Annotated in this window: 26 protein-coding genes; 20 read left to right on the top strand and 6 right to left on the bottom strand. The window is 35.6% G+C overall.

The window, feature by feature from the left end; translation table 11 throughout:
* The first annotated feature begins 4 nt into the window (after positions 1 to 4).
* Together NYE61_RS02995 and phoU are read left to right on the top strand one after the other, a co-directional pair.
* Positions 5 to 2131, top strand: coding sequence for a penicillin-binding protein 2 (locus tag NYE61_RS02995; protein WP_303447240.1), 2127 nt, complete (start codon positions 5 to 7; stop codon positions 2129 to 2131).
* A 152-nt stretch (positions 2132 to 2283) separates the two neighbouring features.
* On the top strand, positions 2284 to 2937 hold the full coding sequence (gene phoU, locus NYE61_RS02990; protein WP_095307010.1) for a phosphate signaling complex protein PhoU: 654 nt from the start codon (positions 2284 to 2286) through the stop codon (positions 2935 to 2937).
* A gap of 45 nt (positions 2938 to 2982) precedes the next feature.
* Here phoU and NYE61_RS02985 read toward each other — a convergent pair whose 3' ends face one another.
* From NYE61_RS02985 to NYE61_RS02965, 5 genes are all read right to left on the bottom strand, one after another.
* Positions 2983 to 3606, bottom strand: coding sequence for a hypothetical protein (locus NYE61_RS02985; RefSeq protein ID WP_303447239.1), 624 nt, complete (start codon positions 3604 to 3606; stop codon positions 2983 to 2985).
* Positions 3607 to 3627: 21 nt separating this feature from the next.
* Positions 3628 to 3864 (bottom strand): hypothetical protein, encoded by a 237-nt coding sequence (locus tag NYE61_RS02980; protein WP_095307008.1) that lies wholly within the window; start codon positions 3862 to 3864, stop codon positions 3628 to 3630.
* Between the two features lie 87 nt (positions 3865 to 3951).
* Complete coding sequence (locus NYE61_RS02975; protein WP_339316811.1) at positions 3952 to 5127, bottom strand: tyrosine-type recombinase/integrase; 1176 nt, start codon at positions 5125 to 5127, stop codon at positions 3952 to 3954.
* 87 nt (positions 5128 to 5214) lie between these two features.
* Positions 5215 to 5631 carry an ImmA/IrrE family metallo-endopeptidase gene (locus NYE61_RS02970; protein WP_303447237.1) on the bottom strand — a complete coding sequence of 139 codons (417 nt, stop codon included), beginning with the start codon at positions 5629 to 5631 and terminating at the stop codon, positions 5215 to 5217.
* Positions 5632 to 5643: 12 nt separating this feature from the next.
* Positions 5644 to 6063 carry a helix-turn-helix transcriptional regulator gene (locus NYE61_RS02965; RefSeq protein ID WP_303447236.1) on the bottom strand — a complete coding sequence of 140 codons (420 nt, stop codon included), beginning with the start codon at positions 6061 to 6063 and terminating at the stop codon, positions 5644 to 5646.
* A 383-nt stretch (positions 6064 to 6446) separates the two neighbouring features.
* Between NYE61_RS02965 and NYE61_RS02960 the strand changes: the two genes are divergently transcribed.
* From NYE61_RS02960 to NYE61_RS02885, 16 genes are all read left to right on the top strand, one after another.
* Positions 6447 to 6629: a helix-turn-helix domain-containing protein gene (locus NYE61_RS02960; protein ID WP_303447235.1), complete on the top strand. Its 183-nt coding sequence runs from the start codon at positions 6447 to 6449 to the stop codon at positions 6627 to 6629.
* A gap of 14 nt (positions 6630 to 6643) precedes the next feature.
* Positions 6644 to 6913 carry a hypothetical protein gene (locus NYE61_RS02955; RefSeq protein ID WP_303447234.1) on the top strand — a complete coding sequence of 90 codons (270 nt, stop codon included), beginning with the start codon at positions 6644 to 6646 and terminating at the stop codon, positions 6911 to 6913.
* A gap of 46 nt (positions 6914 to 6959) precedes the next feature.
* Positions 6960 to 7139, top strand: a complete 180-nt coding sequence (locus tag NYE61_RS02950; RefSeq protein WP_303447233.1) for a hypothetical protein — start codon at positions 6960 to 6962, stop codon at positions 7137 to 7139.
* 3 nt (positions 7140 to 7142) lie between these two features.
* Positions 7143 to 7382, top strand: a complete 240-nt coding sequence (locus NYE61_RS02945; RefSeq protein WP_303447232.1) for a hypothetical protein — start codon at positions 7143 to 7145, stop codon at positions 7380 to 7382.
* 12 nt (positions 7383 to 7394) lie between these two features.
* Positions 7395 to 7559: a hypothetical protein gene (locus NYE61_RS02940; protein ID WP_303447231.1), complete on the top strand. Its 165-nt coding sequence runs from the start codon at positions 7395 to 7397 to the stop codon at positions 7557 to 7559.
* 74 nt (positions 7560 to 7633) lie between these two features.
* Positions 7634 to 8857 (top strand): SNF2-related protein, encoded by a 1224-nt coding sequence (locus NYE61_RS02935; protein WP_303447455.1) that lies wholly within the window; start codon positions 7634 to 7636, stop codon positions 8855 to 8857.
* Position 8858: 1 nt separating this feature from the next.
* Positions 8859 to 9035 carry a hypothetical protein gene (locus NYE61_RS02930; RefSeq protein ID WP_303447230.1) on the top strand — a complete coding sequence of 59 codons (177 nt, stop codon included), beginning with the start codon at positions 8859 to 8861 and terminating at the stop codon, positions 9033 to 9035.
* Positions 9032 to 9874, top strand: a complete 843-nt coding sequence (locus NYE61_RS02925) for a DUF1351 domain-containing protein (protein WP_303447229.1) — start codon at positions 9032 to 9034, stop codon at positions 9872 to 9874. Before NYE61_RS02930 ends, NYE61_RS02925 begins: the two co-directional genes overlap by 4 nt.
* On the top strand, positions 9871 to 10047 hold the full coding sequence (locus NYE61_RS02920) for a hypothetical protein (protein ID WP_303447227.1): 177 nt from the start codon (positions 9871 to 9873) through the stop codon (positions 10045 to 10047). The genes NYE61_RS02925 and NYE61_RS02920 overlap by 4 nt, the downstream gene beginning before the upstream one ends.
* Entirely contained in the window at positions 10044 to 10322 is a 279-nt protein-coding gene (locus NYE61_RS02915; RefSeq protein WP_303447226.1) for a VRR-NUC domain-containing protein, read from the top strand. Before NYE61_RS02920 ends, NYE61_RS02915 begins: the two co-directional genes overlap by 4 nt.
* The gene (locus NYE61_RS02910) at positions 10322 to 10606 is read left to right on the top strand and encodes a hypothetical protein (protein WP_303447224.1); all 285 of its coding nucleotides are present in this window, start codon (positions 10322 to 10324) and stop codon (positions 10604 to 10606) included. Before NYE61_RS02915 ends, NYE61_RS02910 begins: the two co-directional genes overlap by 1 nt.
* Entirely contained in the window at positions 10603 to 10992 is a 390-nt protein-coding gene (locus NYE61_RS02905) for a zinc-finger-containing protein (protein ID WP_303447223.1), read from the top strand. Before NYE61_RS02910 ends, NYE61_RS02905 begins: the two co-directional genes overlap by 4 nt.
* Positions 10993 to 12960 carry an AAA family ATPase gene (locus tag NYE61_RS02900; RefSeq protein ID WP_303447222.1) on the top strand — a complete coding sequence of 656 codons (1968 nt, stop codon included), beginning with the start codon at positions 10993 to 10995 and terminating at the stop codon, positions 12958 to 12960.
* Positions 12961 to 12988: 28 nt separating this feature from the next.
* Complete coding sequence (locus NYE61_RS02895; RefSeq protein WP_303447221.1) at positions 12989 to 13195, top strand: hypothetical protein; 207 nt, start codon at positions 12989 to 12991, stop codon at positions 13193 to 13195.
* Positions 13195 to 13386: a hypothetical protein gene (locus tag NYE61_RS02890; RefSeq protein ID WP_303447220.1), complete on the top strand. Its 192-nt coding sequence runs from the start codon at positions 13195 to 13197 to the stop codon at positions 13384 to 13386. Before NYE61_RS02895 ends, NYE61_RS02890 begins: the two co-directional genes overlap by 1 nt.
* Positions 13387 to 13388: 2 nt before the next feature.
* Positions 13389 to 13877, top strand: a complete 489-nt coding sequence (locus NYE61_RS02885) for a DUF669 domain-containing protein (protein ID WP_303447219.1) — start codon at positions 13389 to 13391, stop codon at positions 13875 to 13877.
* Positions 13878 to 13989: 112 nt separating this feature from the next.
* Here NYE61_RS02885 and NYE61_RS02880 read toward each other — a convergent pair whose 3' ends face one another.
* Entirely contained in the window at positions 13990 to 14373 is a 384-nt protein-coding gene (locus NYE61_RS02880) for a hypothetical protein (RefSeq protein WP_303447218.1), read from the bottom strand.
* A gap of 266 nt (positions 14374 to 14639) precedes the next feature.
* Between NYE61_RS02880 and NYE61_RS02875 the strand changes: the two genes are divergently transcribed.
* Both NYE61_RS02875 and NYE61_RS02870 read left to right on the top strand, forming a co-directional pair.
* Positions 14640 to 14960: a hypothetical protein gene (locus tag NYE61_RS02875; RefSeq protein ID WP_303447217.1), complete on the top strand. Its 321-nt coding sequence runs from the start codon at positions 14640 to 14642 to the stop codon at positions 14958 to 14960.
* On the top strand, positions 14957 to 15235 hold the full coding sequence (locus NYE61_RS02870) for a MazG-like family protein (RefSeq protein WP_303447216.1): 279 nt from the start codon (positions 14957 to 14959) through the stop codon (positions 15233 to 15235). Before NYE61_RS02875 ends, NYE61_RS02870 begins: the two co-directional genes overlap by 4 nt.

The following is a 15235-nucleotide window of genomic DNA, read 5'->3' as shown; positions in this document are numbered from 1 at the left end:
ATAAATGAGTAAGAAGAAAAAAAAGAAGAGAGCACAGCTGCCCTTTCGGATTAATATGTTGTTTTTTGTTGTGTTTTTATTGTTTTCCGTATTGATTCTGCAACTAGGAGTTGTTCAGATTTTAAATGGGGAGGACTTCCAGCAGGAAATCGAACGGACGAACTTGGATACAACCAAAATCCCTGTACCCAGGGGTAAAATATATGATCGAAATGGTGATGTTATCGTTGATAATGAAGCATTATATTCGATAACGTACACACCGCCAAAAGGAGTACAAGCAGAAGATCGTCTAGAGCTTGCAGAGACGTTAGCGGAATACATTAAGATGGATGATGAAAAGACGCTTAAAGGGATTACCGAAAGAAATCGTAAAGAATACTGGTATTTGTTAAATAAAGAGGAGGCAGATGAACGACTTTCAGCTGAAGAAAAAGAAGACATGTCTAATGCAGAAGTATATCAAGCTACACTCGAACGAATAACCGAGGATGAAATCAAGGATTTTTCAAAACAAGAGCTAGAAGTAATAGCAATTAAGAAGGAATTGGATAAGGCTTATTCTTTAACACCTCAGATTGTTAAAAATGAAAATGTAACTGCAGAGGAATATGCAAGAATTGCAGAGAATTTAGATAAACTACCAGGAATAAATGCTACAACAGACTGGAACCGAAAATATCCATATGGTTCTTCATTAACGAGTCTGCTTGGTAGCATAACGACACAAGAGCAAGGAATACCAGCTGAAGAAGAAGCAAATTATTTAAGTAAAGGCTACAGCAGAAATGATCGAGTTGGTAGAAGTGGTTTAGAACAACAATATGAGGATCTATTACGCGGCAGGAAGGAACAAATTCAATACACGACGACAAAAAACGGAACGCTTATTGGCTCGGAAACAATTGTTGAAGGTGAACGCGGAAAAGACCTTGTTCTAACCATTGATATGGAGTTCCAAGAAGAAGTGGACAAAATCGTCCAAAAAGAATTGCAGACAGCGATCACAAAGTATCCACATACGAATCGTTATTTGGAGGATGCTCTTGCAGTAGTGATAGATCCTCAGACAGGCGATCTTCTAGCTGTTTCAGGAATTCACTATGATCGGAAAAATGGTGAATACGAAGATGCTGCATTTAAAACCTTGTCAGATGCACATGAACCAGGGTCGGTTGTTAAGGGAGCAACTGTGTTGGCTGGTTTACAATCCGGAGTAATTACACCAGGGCAGAGCTTTTATGATAGTCCGATTAAGATTGCGGCGACACCAGCTCTGAGATCGTGGTCAACGGGACTCGGAACGGTTAATGATATAACGGCATTACAGAAGTCCTCAAACGTGTATATGGGGTATATTGCATTAAAAATGATGGGAGAAAACCGTTACCCGTATCCGGAAAATGCTCCACCTTCACTTAATGATAACTGGCGACAGGGCTTTCAGGAAATGCGTAACTACTATAGACAATTTGGATTAGGCTCAAGCACAGGCATTGATTTTCCACATGAATCGACCGGTTTAGAAGGGAATATTGTTACGCCGGGTCAGTTGATGTATAATGCGATTGGCCAGTTCGATACGTTTACAACCATGCAATTAGCACAATATACAGCAACGATTGCAAACGATGGCTATCGTGTACGGCCACATTTTCTGAAAGAGGTTCATGATCCAATCGCTTCCCAGGATGAATTAGGCCCATTATACAGTTCGGTGAATACAGAAGTGCTAAATCGAATTCAAATGAGTGATGATAATATTCAACGTGTACAAGATGGCTTCCGTCAGGTATTTCAGACACCTAACGGAACAGCGTATAGTAATTTTGGTAATTCCCCATACAATCCAGCAGGGAAAACTGGTACTGCTGAAACGGCTGTATATAGAGATGGACAAAAACTTGCTGACACACGAAACTTGGCATTAATTGGTTATGCACCGTTCGACGAGCCTGAAATCGCATTTGCAATTCTTACACCATTTACTGGAACAGAGAATAATCACAATATACCACAACAAATTGGTAAACAAATACTGGAAACTTACTTTGACCTAAAAGAAGAACGAGATAGAGCTAGTGATGAGGATTCTGAACAAGAAGAGACAGAAGAAGAGGAACAAGAATAAATATTTGCCTAAAATTTCATAACGTGAGATTTTAGGCTTTTTTATAATATAAATTACAAAAGGTTAACATTATCTTAATACTATTGCTATATAATAAGACTACGACATTCCACTATTCGTGCAGAATGCAATATAAAAAATGGGGGATATGGATGACAACTCGTGAACAGTTTCAAAGTGAACTTAACGCATTGAATGAAGACATTATTAAACTGGCCAACGCAGCAGGCCAAGCTTTAGATGATGCGGTTGATGCGTTATACAGTCAGGATATAGAGCTTGCGAGGCAGGTAATTGCCAATGACAAAAAAATCGATCGCAAAGAACTTGAAATGAACGATAAAACGATTTTATTGATTGCAAAGCAACAACCAGTAGCGACCGATTTAAGAAGGGTAATTACAGCGTTAAAAATTTTAACGGATATTGAACGAATGGCTGATAATGCTAAAAACATTGCAACTGCCACGATTCATTTAGGAGAAAATGCATCGATCATTCCGAATGATATAAGAAAAATGTATAACATGACAAAAGATATGATGTACACTGCTATACAAGCTTACAAATATGAAGATATTACAGTTGCAAGAAAGTTAGCGGTGATGGACGATGAGGTTGATCACTTGTATAAAACAATTGTTAGTGAATTATTAGGAGAAACGGCAGTAAATCCTGATAGAATTCAATACGTTATGCAAGTTGCATTCTGTGCAAGGTATTTAGAGCGATTTGCTGATCATATAACGAATATTGGAGAAAATATTCTTTATTTGGTTAAAGGCGAAAACTATAACTTAAATTAAAAAATGCTGGCAACGGGAATCACTTCCTGCTGCCAGCATTTTTATTTATCGTGCAATTCGTTCTGCAATTTCGTAAAAACTCATATCATTCGATACTTCAAATGTTCCAATCTGGACGTGAAGACTATACTCATGCTCGTCCAAATAACTGTTAAATTCTGAAGCATTGTCAATAATATTTTGTTCAGCTAGAAGTGCACTAATATCAGAGGAAGCCATTCCTGGGCTAATTGTTAACGTGTACTGAACAACGTTATTTTCAGGTTCTTTCTCTACATTTTCTTTATTATCTTCTTCTTTGATTTCATCATCTGAATCTTCGTTTGAGTCATCAGATTCATCAGACGTTTCTTTCTTTGATTTATCTTGTGATTCTTGTTTTGATTCAGCTTTTGTTTCTTTCGAGGAATTATCCTTCGTGTCGTTTTTAGGTGAATCCGATTTTTCTGTTTCTGCATTTTCTGCTTCTTGTTTTTTCTGAACGCTATATGAAATATATTCTTGTTGATCAAGGACGGCATATCCTTCACTTTCCACGTGTTCAATCATTTCCTCAACATCGATTTCCTCCACACTTTTTACAGAGTCTTCGACAAAATAAAAAATGATGAAAAGGATAACAGCGCTCGTCAATAATCCAACTGAAAAAGCACGTACAGTATGTTTCATAATTTTCTCCTTCTATACTTGTTAATTTGATACACTGTTTTTTTCATCATTTGAATGTACATCCTGGGTTAAATCTGCAGGCATAAGCTCTTCTTCTAAGATCTTTATTTGTTTCTTCATTTGATATGTATCCTGCATCGACGTAATCGAAAGTTGTTCAAGCTGTGTTTCCAGCTCTTCGAATTTGTCACGCATGAAGTAGGATAAAACAAATAGAACAACTGCAACAATTATAATGGAAATTATTGCAACTAACATGGCATTCCCTCCTTTTGCATACATTAATAGTTATATCATAGATTAACCGTATAAACCACGGTAAAATATAGGTTTTGGAGGGGGGAATTAAAAACCACCCCCAAAACCTCCCCCAGTTGCCCTTAAACTTTCACTAAATGCTGCCACAGATTCTTGTTCTAATTCCTCAAATGAATGGCCATAAACGTTATAGATCATTTGTGGAGTATTACCTAATCTATCAGCAATCACATTTACTGGTGTTTTATTACCTATCGAAATTGTGGCGTGTGTATGTCTCAATCCGTGCGGAGAGATTTCATTAATCTCAAGAGCATCACATATTTTTTTTATTCGGCCATTTATCGAATTTGTGAAGATCGGTGTAGCATTACTCTTATTAATAAACACCAGATCATCTTCGTTATATTGGATGCCGCATGACAATTTTACTTCTTTACACCATTTACGATAGTTTTTTAACTGGTTAATCAAGTCGTCATCAACTAAAATAGTTCGATAACTTTTTTTAGTTTTTGGGGTTCTAATTCCGTCAATATCTCTAGTACGTTCTACAGTTATTGTTTTGAACTTGAAATTGACATCTTTCCATTTTAAGCCATGTGCTTCACCTTTTCGAAATCCTGTGAAAGCTAGTAACATGAGTAATGTATAGATAGTAATACTTTCTGACTCTTTAGCTGCTAAAAGGAATGAGCTTAATTCCTCTGCTGTTAAAAAGTTTTTTGTTTGCTCTCTTTTCTTAGGAATTGTCACTTTAGTAAATCTATTCCTCGGTAGTATTTCAGAGTCTACAGCTGAATTAATCGCTATTTTAAATAATTGATGGTAGAGCTGCACAGTACTAGGACTCAATTTTTCTAAAAGTGCATTGATAAATACGCGTATATAAGTAGCTTTATCTAAAGTAGCTAGCTTATATTTACCAAGTAGTGGTTTCATGTGAAGATTTATGGTGCGTTTTCTATGAGCTAGGGTAGAAATCTCCCAATCATTTTGATGTGTTTCATACCAGATATCTAGCCATTCAGATACTGTTAAATTAGAGTTTTCTACTTGTTTAGTATCTCCATTAAGGATAGTTGTCCTAATTGATAAAAGAGCCCTGTAAGCTTCATTTTCGGTTTTAAACCCTTGTTTGGACTTCTCTCGACGTTTTCCAAGTGAATCATAGTAACGGTGCCTGAAACACCATAGTTTTTCCTTCTTCGTATTGTGATAATAATATACTTCTGGATCCTTTTTCGATTTGTTTAATTTCATTTCTATTATCCCTTTCATTACGTGGGTAGACGTTTTCGGGGACAACTATTTACATCACCTCCTTAAAATAAGAATAAATGTTCTGTTCTAAGGGTAAAAATTTTTATTTAGAAGCTGCTCAGGGATTCCGTATTCTTCTGTAGCTTCTTTAATGGTTACATTTTTCAATTCATCTTGATTGTAGAACATCTCTATGGCAAATTCATGAGCCTCTGTTTCATATCTATCAGTCATGTAGTATGTATTAGCCTTCAAAAAAGCAGAATTTATCTCAGGGTGTAATGAAATATGACCGAGTTCATGCATGATTGTATAAAGTTGCTTTTTATATGGTATATCTTCATTTACTTGGATTGTAAAAGTCCTATAGTAATTAGTGAAAAACCCATAAGAACTACCTAGAGGTCTGTAAACGATCGGTATGCCCTTTGCTTTAGCTATCTCGAATGGATCTGTTGTGCCATACTTCTTAAATAACTGATTGACCTTCTTTTTTATTGTCACGGAATCATTCCCTTATCTATATTTCTTAGGGGTGAATTTCTTCTTAGCTAATCTCTTGTGTAATCGTATAGCATCTCTCATCGCTGCTACATACATTTCGTAGTCTTCTTTATCTGTTTCGCTGGGGGTTTTCCCATCAAATGCAGCAAATCCAAAAGTGCTCTCTGCATTACTAAGAATACGTTCTAGTTCCTTGTCTACTTCTTTTTCATCTTTTTCTGTTAGATCATAGTAGCGTTTTTTGTCGGTACGTCCTAAAAGATAATCAACAGATACATCGAAGTATTCAGCAACTTTTTCTAAAGCCTCTGCTTTTGGGCTTTGAGTTTTCCATTTATATAAAGCATTTTCACTAAAGCCTACTTTTATAGCTACTGATTTTAAACTTTCCCCTCGTTCTTCAGATAATTTTTTAACCCTGTCGAATAGCATGATATCAACCTTTCTGACTACTTACAGGAAAATAATTTATACAATTGGATAATAATTTGTTGACGTATGTATCCAATTGTATTATTATATTCACATAAGCTACTTTATTAGCGAAAAAGACAATAAAAAATACGACCTACGAAATACAATTTTTGACGCTGGGGAGCAGATAAAATGTATTATTACAGGCTTTATTAAGTCTTATTTAGCTATGTTTAAATAGTATCTTATTGGATACTTAAAGTCAATACTTTTAGCTAATAATTTAGCTTATAAATTAACTTATGCGCTGTGATACCGAGCCAATGACGGTATAACTTATTCATTCTTATAGCATAACCATAACGGTTACGACGTTAGTAAATATGGAAGGAGGACAGAAGATGCAAAGTGATTTAGCGGCTTTGGTTAAATCTGAAATGTACAAACAGGGTGTTACTCAAAAAAAATTAGCTGAATTATTGGGTGTTTCCAGTCCGTATGTGAGTGACATTATCAACGGAAAAAGAACAGGGAAAAAAGCACAAGAGCATGTAAAACACATTCGTAAGATATTGGGAATCTAAACGAGGTGATAAATATGATTCCTTCACAAATCCAAGTGGAGATTGACCGAAAACTAATTAAAGAATATATCGAACAAGAATTAAGCAAGCAAATTAAGCAGCAATTACTTTTAGTGGATATCAATAAACTCGCTGAAATAACTTGCATGTCAGTTCGATATCTGGAAGATGAAATACTACACGATCCAAGAGTGAAGCTTCATGAGCGAAGGAAAAATAGAAAACGTTGGTGGCTGTATGATCCAACAGTGGAAGCTATCAAAAACATTATTAATGAATGGTAATAAAAAAATAAAAAACGTGGGTAGACGTTGAAAAGGAGCAACTAAAATGACTTTTGGTGAAATGAGGTCTTGGACAGAGCGTTTTAATCAGATTCGAGGTGCTGCTCAAATGTTCAAGTATCAAAGGTTAGATAATATGCTAAACGATTTAGTGTTAGCACATGGTCCAAATGATTTTCATGCTAGACAAATGTACTTGGCAGTTATGGACGAGATGGAGGTGTAGTAATTGCTTAAGGATCACTACTTAATTGAAGATTATCCAGAAATGGTTGATCAAATAGTAAATTTATTCAACGCAAGCATGAAGGCAGTTGAAATGGCTGAGAAAGCTGATTTCAATACTAAAAATGAAATCCTGGCAGATATTAATAGGTCGTTGGAAATCTTGCAGGCTCTGAATCGCAGGAAGATAAATCAAGATATTGATAATGGTGCTCGTGAACTTATCCGAAGAAATTACTTTTAGGAGATGAGGTAGTTGCCTAAGGAAATAGAAGATAATCCGATTGAAGATACTTACGGTTTAGAGATTTATCCAGGGGATGTGTATTGGATATTCGGTAATGATGTTGTAAATGATATAAATCTTAAAACTTATCTTATTGAAAATCAGCAAGTTCAATGTTATCGCGCACAAGATTAAAAAGACCACTCGGCAAAGTGGCCCTTTAAAAAGTATTTTACAAAATCAGTATAGCACGAAATGAAGTGATGTAAATTAAATTATTTCCACATCAGGACAATGTTTTAAATGATACCTATGATTTTAACCGTGTTGCTTACTACCTTGATATGGGATTAGGTAAGACATTTGTAGGTTCAGAAAAAATGTGGGAGCTGAACACTCCTTACAATCTAGTAATCTGTCAAAAGTCGAAAATTGATGATTGGGCAGAGCACTTTAAAGAGTTTTATGACTATCAAGTAATTATCTATGATAAGCAACCAATAGAAAAAATTCCAGAAGACAGTGTATTAATCATCAACTATGAAAGAGTTTGGAGAAGACCGGAACTACTCAAACTAAGGAACTTTTCCATGATGTTGGACGAGTCATCCAAGATTAAAAATGAAAAGTCTAAGCAGAGTAAATTCATTATTAACCTTGCTGCAGAAAATGTCATTTTATTATCTGGCACACCAACAGGTGGTAAATATGAAGAGTTATGGTCACAGCTTCATTTACTAGGTTGGAAGATTAGTAAGAAGCTTTTTATGAAGCAGTTTGTGGAGCAAGAATGGGATGAATTAAATCAGCAATATAAAATTGTCGGTTATAAAAATGTGGATCGCCTAAAGAAAAAATTAAGGCAGCATGGTGCTGTATTCATGAAAACGGAAGAGGTCTTTGACCTTCCAAAAGATAATCATAATATCGTAAAAATAACAGGTACCAAAGAGTACAACGAGTTTTCTAAGCATTCCATTGTTGAAATTGATGGTGAAGAGTTAGTCGGTGATACTTCAACTGCTAAGAAATTATATTTGCGACAGCTGGCAGGTGTTTATAACCAAAATAAATTGGCATATGTCAAAGACCTGATTGATAGCACCAATGACCGAATCATTATATTTTACAACTTTAAAAAAGAGTATGCTGCACTGGTTGAAATGATTGATAAACCGATTAGTACCGTTAATGGTGACTTAAAGGATTTAACTGCTTATGAAGAGCATGAAAACAGTGTGACACTTATTCAGTACCAGGCAGGTGCAATGGGTCTTAATTTGCAAAAGGCTAACAAGCTAGTTTACTTCACGCTAACCGATAAATCGGAGCTATTCGAGCAAAGCAAGAAACGGATCCATAGGATAGGGCAGGAAAGGCCTGTATTTTATTGGTACTTGCTTACAGCTGGAAGCATTGAGTGGCGCATAAAAGATGTACTGGAAATGCTTAAAGACTATACGGATGAACTATTTGAAGAGGAGGAAATGTAGAATGAAAGTTTGGGCAGTAATTGATTTTGAACTTGAAGCAGGCTCTGAATCAATTAAAGGACTGTTTGATTCAGAAGAAAAAGCAAAGTTGTTCATTGCTGATTATGTTCTAAAAAATGAAGTTAACAGTGAATATCTTGAACTTGTTAAAAAGAAAATAGAGGTGTCAGTTAAATGAATCAGTTACAGGTTAAAACAATTGAACTTACACCTGCAGTTGTCGAATTTAACTTTGATGAATTATCAGAGGTACTTGATCAACAACTATCCAAATATGAAGGTTTAGAGTTTACAGAAAAAGATGCAGCTTCATGTAAGAAAACCATTACTGAATTAAACAAAGGAAAGAAAGCTTTAAATGACTACCGTTTGAAAACCAAGAAAGAACTTACCGTTTCGGTAACAGAGTTTGAGAACAAGTGTAAAGAGTTGGCTGCTAAGTTTGATTCTGTCATTAATCCATTAAAAGAGCAGCAAGATGAATTTGAAGAAAATCGGAAGGCAATTAAACGTTTGGAAATCGAGGGATTTATTGATCACTTAGTTCATGTTGAAGGACTTAATGAAAAGTATGCTGCAAGATTGATGATTTTGGAATCACATCTTAATAAAAGTAAATCTTTGAAATCTATCAGAGAAGATTTAACCGTAAAGGCCGAACATTTAGGGATAGCACAAGATAAATTCGAAGCTGACCAAGAAGTAATTAAAAGTCATGTTCAGTTAATTAATGCCAAAGAAAATCTAAATTTACCAGAATCACCTTTTCTAAGTTTACTAGATCATAAAGAGGTTGCAGATATTAAAGCACAAATTGAAACTGCTGCAAAGGTAGATCTTGAGAAAGATGAACCGAAATTTGAGCAAGTACCACTTAGTTCTGCACCTGCATCAGTTAGCAAAGATGATGAAATGTTTGTCGAACGATATTGGGTTGCAGCTACTGAATCACAGCTAGAAGCACTGGAAGAGTTCATGAACCAAGAGAATATTGAGTGGAAAGTAATTGAAGAATGATTAAACTCATTGGTCAAGAAACAGGTAAGGTTTATGCAGAGGGACACATTCAGGATTGTTACAGGGAGTTGCTGAAGAAATATCCTACTAATAAAAAACATCCTTTTCATATTAATAAAGGTCAAAATGTAACACAAATTTATCCCGAACCGTTATTGGTGGTGAAGAAATGAAAGAATCTGCATTTCAGAAGAAAGTCATTGAGTTTCTAAAAGATAATAACGCCTGGCACATTAAGTATTGGGCAGGATCCCAATACACTAAACAAGGTGTTCCAGACATACTAGCTTGTATTGATGGAACTTTCCACGGAATTGAATTGAAAACTGATGTTGGTGTAGCTTCCAAGCTGCAACTCTATAACATTCGTAAGATAAAAGATTCCGGAGGACAGGCTTATATATTACGGCCGAAGGATTTTGAAGCCTGGAAAGAGAGGTGGTTTTGATGGCTGAAAAAAGAGTTATTCTTACCATCGATAATGTACGAATCAAGGAATACGATAGTATGAATGTGACCGTTGAAAGGTATGAGGATGTTTTTATACCTAAGGACAAACAAACCGTCAAGAAATGGGTATTTAAAGGCTATTCTCGGGGCATCTTGTCAGCATTATTGATGATACAGCGTAAGGAATTATTGATTGACAGGGGTTCAGTCAATGATTTGAAGGGATTTATCAAACATGTGGAACAATCGAACGTTAGGTTAATGGAAGTGATGGAGGAATGAAGCCACCAAAGATTTGTCCGTACTGTAATCATGAGGTAGTCCTAACAAGTAACAAGGAATTATATGGTCGAGAATATGGTAACGGCAGATGTTATTTATGTAGGAAATGTAAAGCAAGTGTTGGTGTTCACAGCGGTAAAAAGGGTAAGACACCACTTGGAATATTGGCAACACATGAAATGAAAGTATTAAAGAAATGTTGTCATGATTTATTTGATCCCATCTGGAAATCAAAGAGAATTAGCAGAATTAACCTTTACAGGTCACTAGCAACGAGATTAGAAATAGAAATCAAAGATTGCCATTTTGGGCATTTTGAGACAACTAGATTGTTACAAGCAATTGAATTAATGTCCAAGCCTAACTGGTGGAAGGCAGGTGATTAGATGACTCAATACTCATACAGTCGTGTTTCACTATTCGAAGATTGTCCATATCATTTTAAGCTGAGATACATTGACAAGCTTACAGAACTACCAAAGTTAGATGCAGATAATCCGTTAATCATTGGTTCAGCACTTCATAAGGGAATTGAAACAAACGTTGAGACGGCTTTAAATGAGTATTTTAACAGCTTCCCTGTTTTGACGGATAAAATCATTGAAGAGTCTATGAAACTAGAAATCTTAATACCAAAAGCGAAAGATTTTTTAGCGCAAAATTTCGTAGGATTTGAGTTAATTCATGAGTATTTTATCGACAAGCCAAATTACAGAGGTTATGTGGATTTAATCCTAGTAGCTCCAAATGGTGAGAGTATGGTTATTGATTTCAAGTATTCAAACCATATCAAAAACTATTTAGATAGTGGTCAGCTTCATATTTACAAGCATTACCTGGAGCAAGATGGGTTTGACGTTAAAAAGATGGGATATTTATTTGTTCCGAAAACCGGTATTAAGCAAAAAAAGACAGAAGACCTGATGCAATTTCGTAAAAGGTTGGTTGAAACAGTTAAAGCAAGCAAAGTTTCTTTCGTTCCTATTGAGTATGACGAAATGAATGTACTTTATTTCCAAAATAGCATCGAGAAAATAGAGTCTGCTAAGTCATATCCAAAGAATGTAAGTGGTAATTGTTTTGCTTGTAACCCACGTTTTGAACCAGATTATTTAGAAGTAATTACTAATTATAAAGGAGAAGAGATTATGACATTACCTAGTGCTCAAAGAAGAAACATTGAAAAAGTTACTAAGAGGGTCTTTTGGTTATACGGTGCCCCATTTACTGGGAAGACAACCTTTGCCAATGAGTTTCCCAACCCATTAATGCTTAATACGGATGGAAATATCAGATTTGTAGATGCCCCATATATCAGTATTGCAAACAAAGTCACTACTGAAGGTAGACGTACGATTACAACTTTGGCTTGGGATATTTTTAAAGACACGATCAGTGAACTGGAAAAGAAGGATAATGACTTTAAAACAATTATTGTGGACCTTCTGGAAGACACTTATGAAGCTTGCCGTATTTATATGTATGACAAGCTAGGAATTGAGCATGAAGCTGATAACAGCTTTAAAGCTTGGGATATGGTTCGTACTGAATATTTAAGTACTATTAAAAGAATCGTTCATCTAGATTATGAAAACATCATTCTAATATCTCATGAAGATATGACAAAAGATGTTACTAAGAAAACAGGAGATAAAATTACAGCCATCAAACCTAATTTACAAGACAAGGCTGCTTTAAAAGTTGCAGGTATGGTTGATATTGTTGGTAGAGTAGTCGTAGATGATGACGAAAGAAAGATTGAATTTAAGTCCAAAAGTTATGTTTTTAGTGGTGGGAGATTACCAAATTTACCAGTATCAGAAATCACCCTTGATATGGATGAATTAATTGAAGTTTATGATGAAGCTAATAAAAACCTAGTTTCTTCAACTAAGAAAAAATCTTCACCAGTAAAAGAAGATAAGCCAAAACGTGAGCGTAAGAAACGTGATCCGGAGCCAGATGTATTCGATAAAGATAGTTATTTCTTCCATGCTGAAAGTGATTCTTATGTGATGTTTAAAAAAGGTGACGAAGTACCAAATGACATTGATTTTGGACATTGCGATCCAGTTTCTAAAGAAGAGTATGAAGAAGGTATTGCTAAACAAGAAGAACCCCCTGCTAAAGAGAAACCGAAGCGAGAAAGAAAATCACGTACTATAAAAGAAGAAGCACTTGTTGAGGAAAAAGATACTGAAGAATCTACGGAAGAAGAAAAGCCTAAGCGTCAACGTCGTCAGCGTAAAGCTGTTGATGATACTCCACCGGGAGAAGATTCTTCAGAGGATGCACCTGCTGAAGAGGAAAAACCAGCCCGTACTCGTAAACGTAGAACTCGTGTAAATAACTAATATAAAAATATTTGGAGGATGATTAATTATGGCTAAAAGAGATTTGAACACGAAGGAGCAACATTACGCAGGTACTCGGAAGGAAGCAGAGGACATTGTAGCTGAAGCAAAGGTAGACATGCACCTTACTTCTTGGAAAATCAGTGAAAAGCATAATAAGTATGGTCAGTACTTTGTAGTAGATTTACAGTTCGTATTTAATACACCAAAAGAAATCATGGAGGTAGAAGTATAATGCGTGTGGGTGACCATGTTACCGTAACGGATAAACATGAGACTACCAACGGTAAATTGGTGGGAGTTAAAGGGGAAATTCTCCACATTGATGATGATTCAATATATCCAATCACTGTTCATTTGAACAATGGTAATTTAGAAGCATTTACAAGAGAAGAATTAACAATAAATGAAAGTGAGAGTGAGTAATAATGGCAGAACAACAATTTGATTGGAGCAAGTTTGATAAACAAGTAGATATTGAAGCTTTACAGGATGATGTAAAGGAAGTTGAAGAAAATGGCGGTGGGGACTTCAAAGAAGTTCCCGAAGGTCAGTATGAAGTTGCTGTAGAAAAAATGGAAATGAAAGAATCGAAAAAGGGCGATCCAATGCTTACAATTTGGTTCTCCATCCTTGAAGGTGATTATGAAGGTCAGAAAATCTTTTATAACGGGGTTATGCAGCCACAAAATGATAATGCATTTGGCTTCCAGGTACACCGTAATAATGAAATGCTTCGTGCTCTTTGGGATTGTGAATATGACGATGTTAAGTTTACTGGATTCGCAGATTATGCCGATACGGTCCTTGATGTTCATGAAGACATTGACGGTCAGATGGAATATCTCATTGAAAAGTCCGTTGATAAAAAAGGATTTGATCAATTAAAAATCGTTGAAGTTTACGAAGTTGAATAATTGAATAAGGGGAGTCGAAAGGCTTCCCTTTAAAATTGGAGTTTATTTAGATTATTTAATCAAACAATCAATAAGTTAGATGGATTAGTCATAATTTGATAGAAAATCTAAACTAGATATGCTTCCAAGTCCTTCTCAAAACGATGTCGCTTATTGTAGATCGTTTAATATTATATTTTTTAGCTAGGAAGTTCTGCGTAACAGTTTTTGGCAAACCTTCTTCAAGGGCGAAATTATATTCATCACGTATTTTTAACACTTGATTTTCATTAAGTTTTGCTTGAGGGTTTTTGTTACCAACTTTTGTTGCCCTTATTTTTTCGCTGTAAGCAGGTGTTGAACGTAATGTGAGGGCTTCAGATACCGAACGCAAACCACGATTAGCTTTTAAACGACCCTGTACTAAGGATCGAGGACAGTTTAATTTCTCGGAAACCTTCTGAGTTGATAGTTTTTCATTGTAGTACAAATGTTCAATTTCTTTAGTAGAAAACATTATTAATCACCTCTTTATAAGAATAGTTGATGAAGAGGGGATAAGCAATAACATACTTGAAGAGATAAGAAACACGAGTATGCATTATTAATCAAAAAAGTTCACAGTCCGAATAAAATCCAAACTAAATAGGAGATTACTATGAAACTATGAGCAGGATTTTATCTGTTGTTCAGGCGTGAAGGAGAGCATAAAGTTTGGGTGTATGAACGTTTGCAGAAGCATGAAATTAAAGCGTGGTTAAGGAATGGATGGAGGATTGCTAAATGAGTGAACGATTAGCAGAGATTGCCGAATATGAACATACAACCCCAAACGGCAAGCATTATGTTAGGTTTAAGAGCAAAAAAGATTACGAACGGTTTCTTCAACAAGCAGAATGCGTGGATGAATTGGTGCAGGATAAAAAGCAATTACTATCTGTTTTTAAACAATTGAGAGATAAAGCCGGTCAGTATAGAAGGGCTTTGGAGTTTTATGCAAATCCACTGAGTTATTCAAAAGGAATTTTACCTCCAGCTGTTATGTTAGATGGCGGAAGAAAAGCTGAGAAAGCATTGGGGGAATCGAAAGGAGAATCGGAATGAACCTAATTAAGCCTGTTGATACATTAAACAATCGTACCAAAATAATAAATGACATTAACAATGAACGGAATCGACAAAATTTAAAATGGGGTAAGCAAGTACACGATTACTCATATTGGTACGCGATTTTAGGAGAAGAATTTGGAGAAGTTGGTCAGGCTATTCAAAAGGGCAGTGTTGCCCATAAAAGTACTGATGCGGATAACTTATATAAAGAACTTATCCAAGTAGCTGCAGTAGCCACAGCAATGGCAGAACAAATACTAGAGGAGTGA

It is taken from the genome of Oceanobacillus sp. FSL W7-1304, from assembly GCF_037969805.1.
In the GTDB taxonomy this organism is placed as follows: domain Bacteria; phylum Bacillota; class Bacilli; order Bacillales; family Amphibacillaceae; genus Oceanobacillus; species Oceanobacillus profundus.
This window is presented reverse-complemented; position numbering and strand designations above follow the sequence as displayed.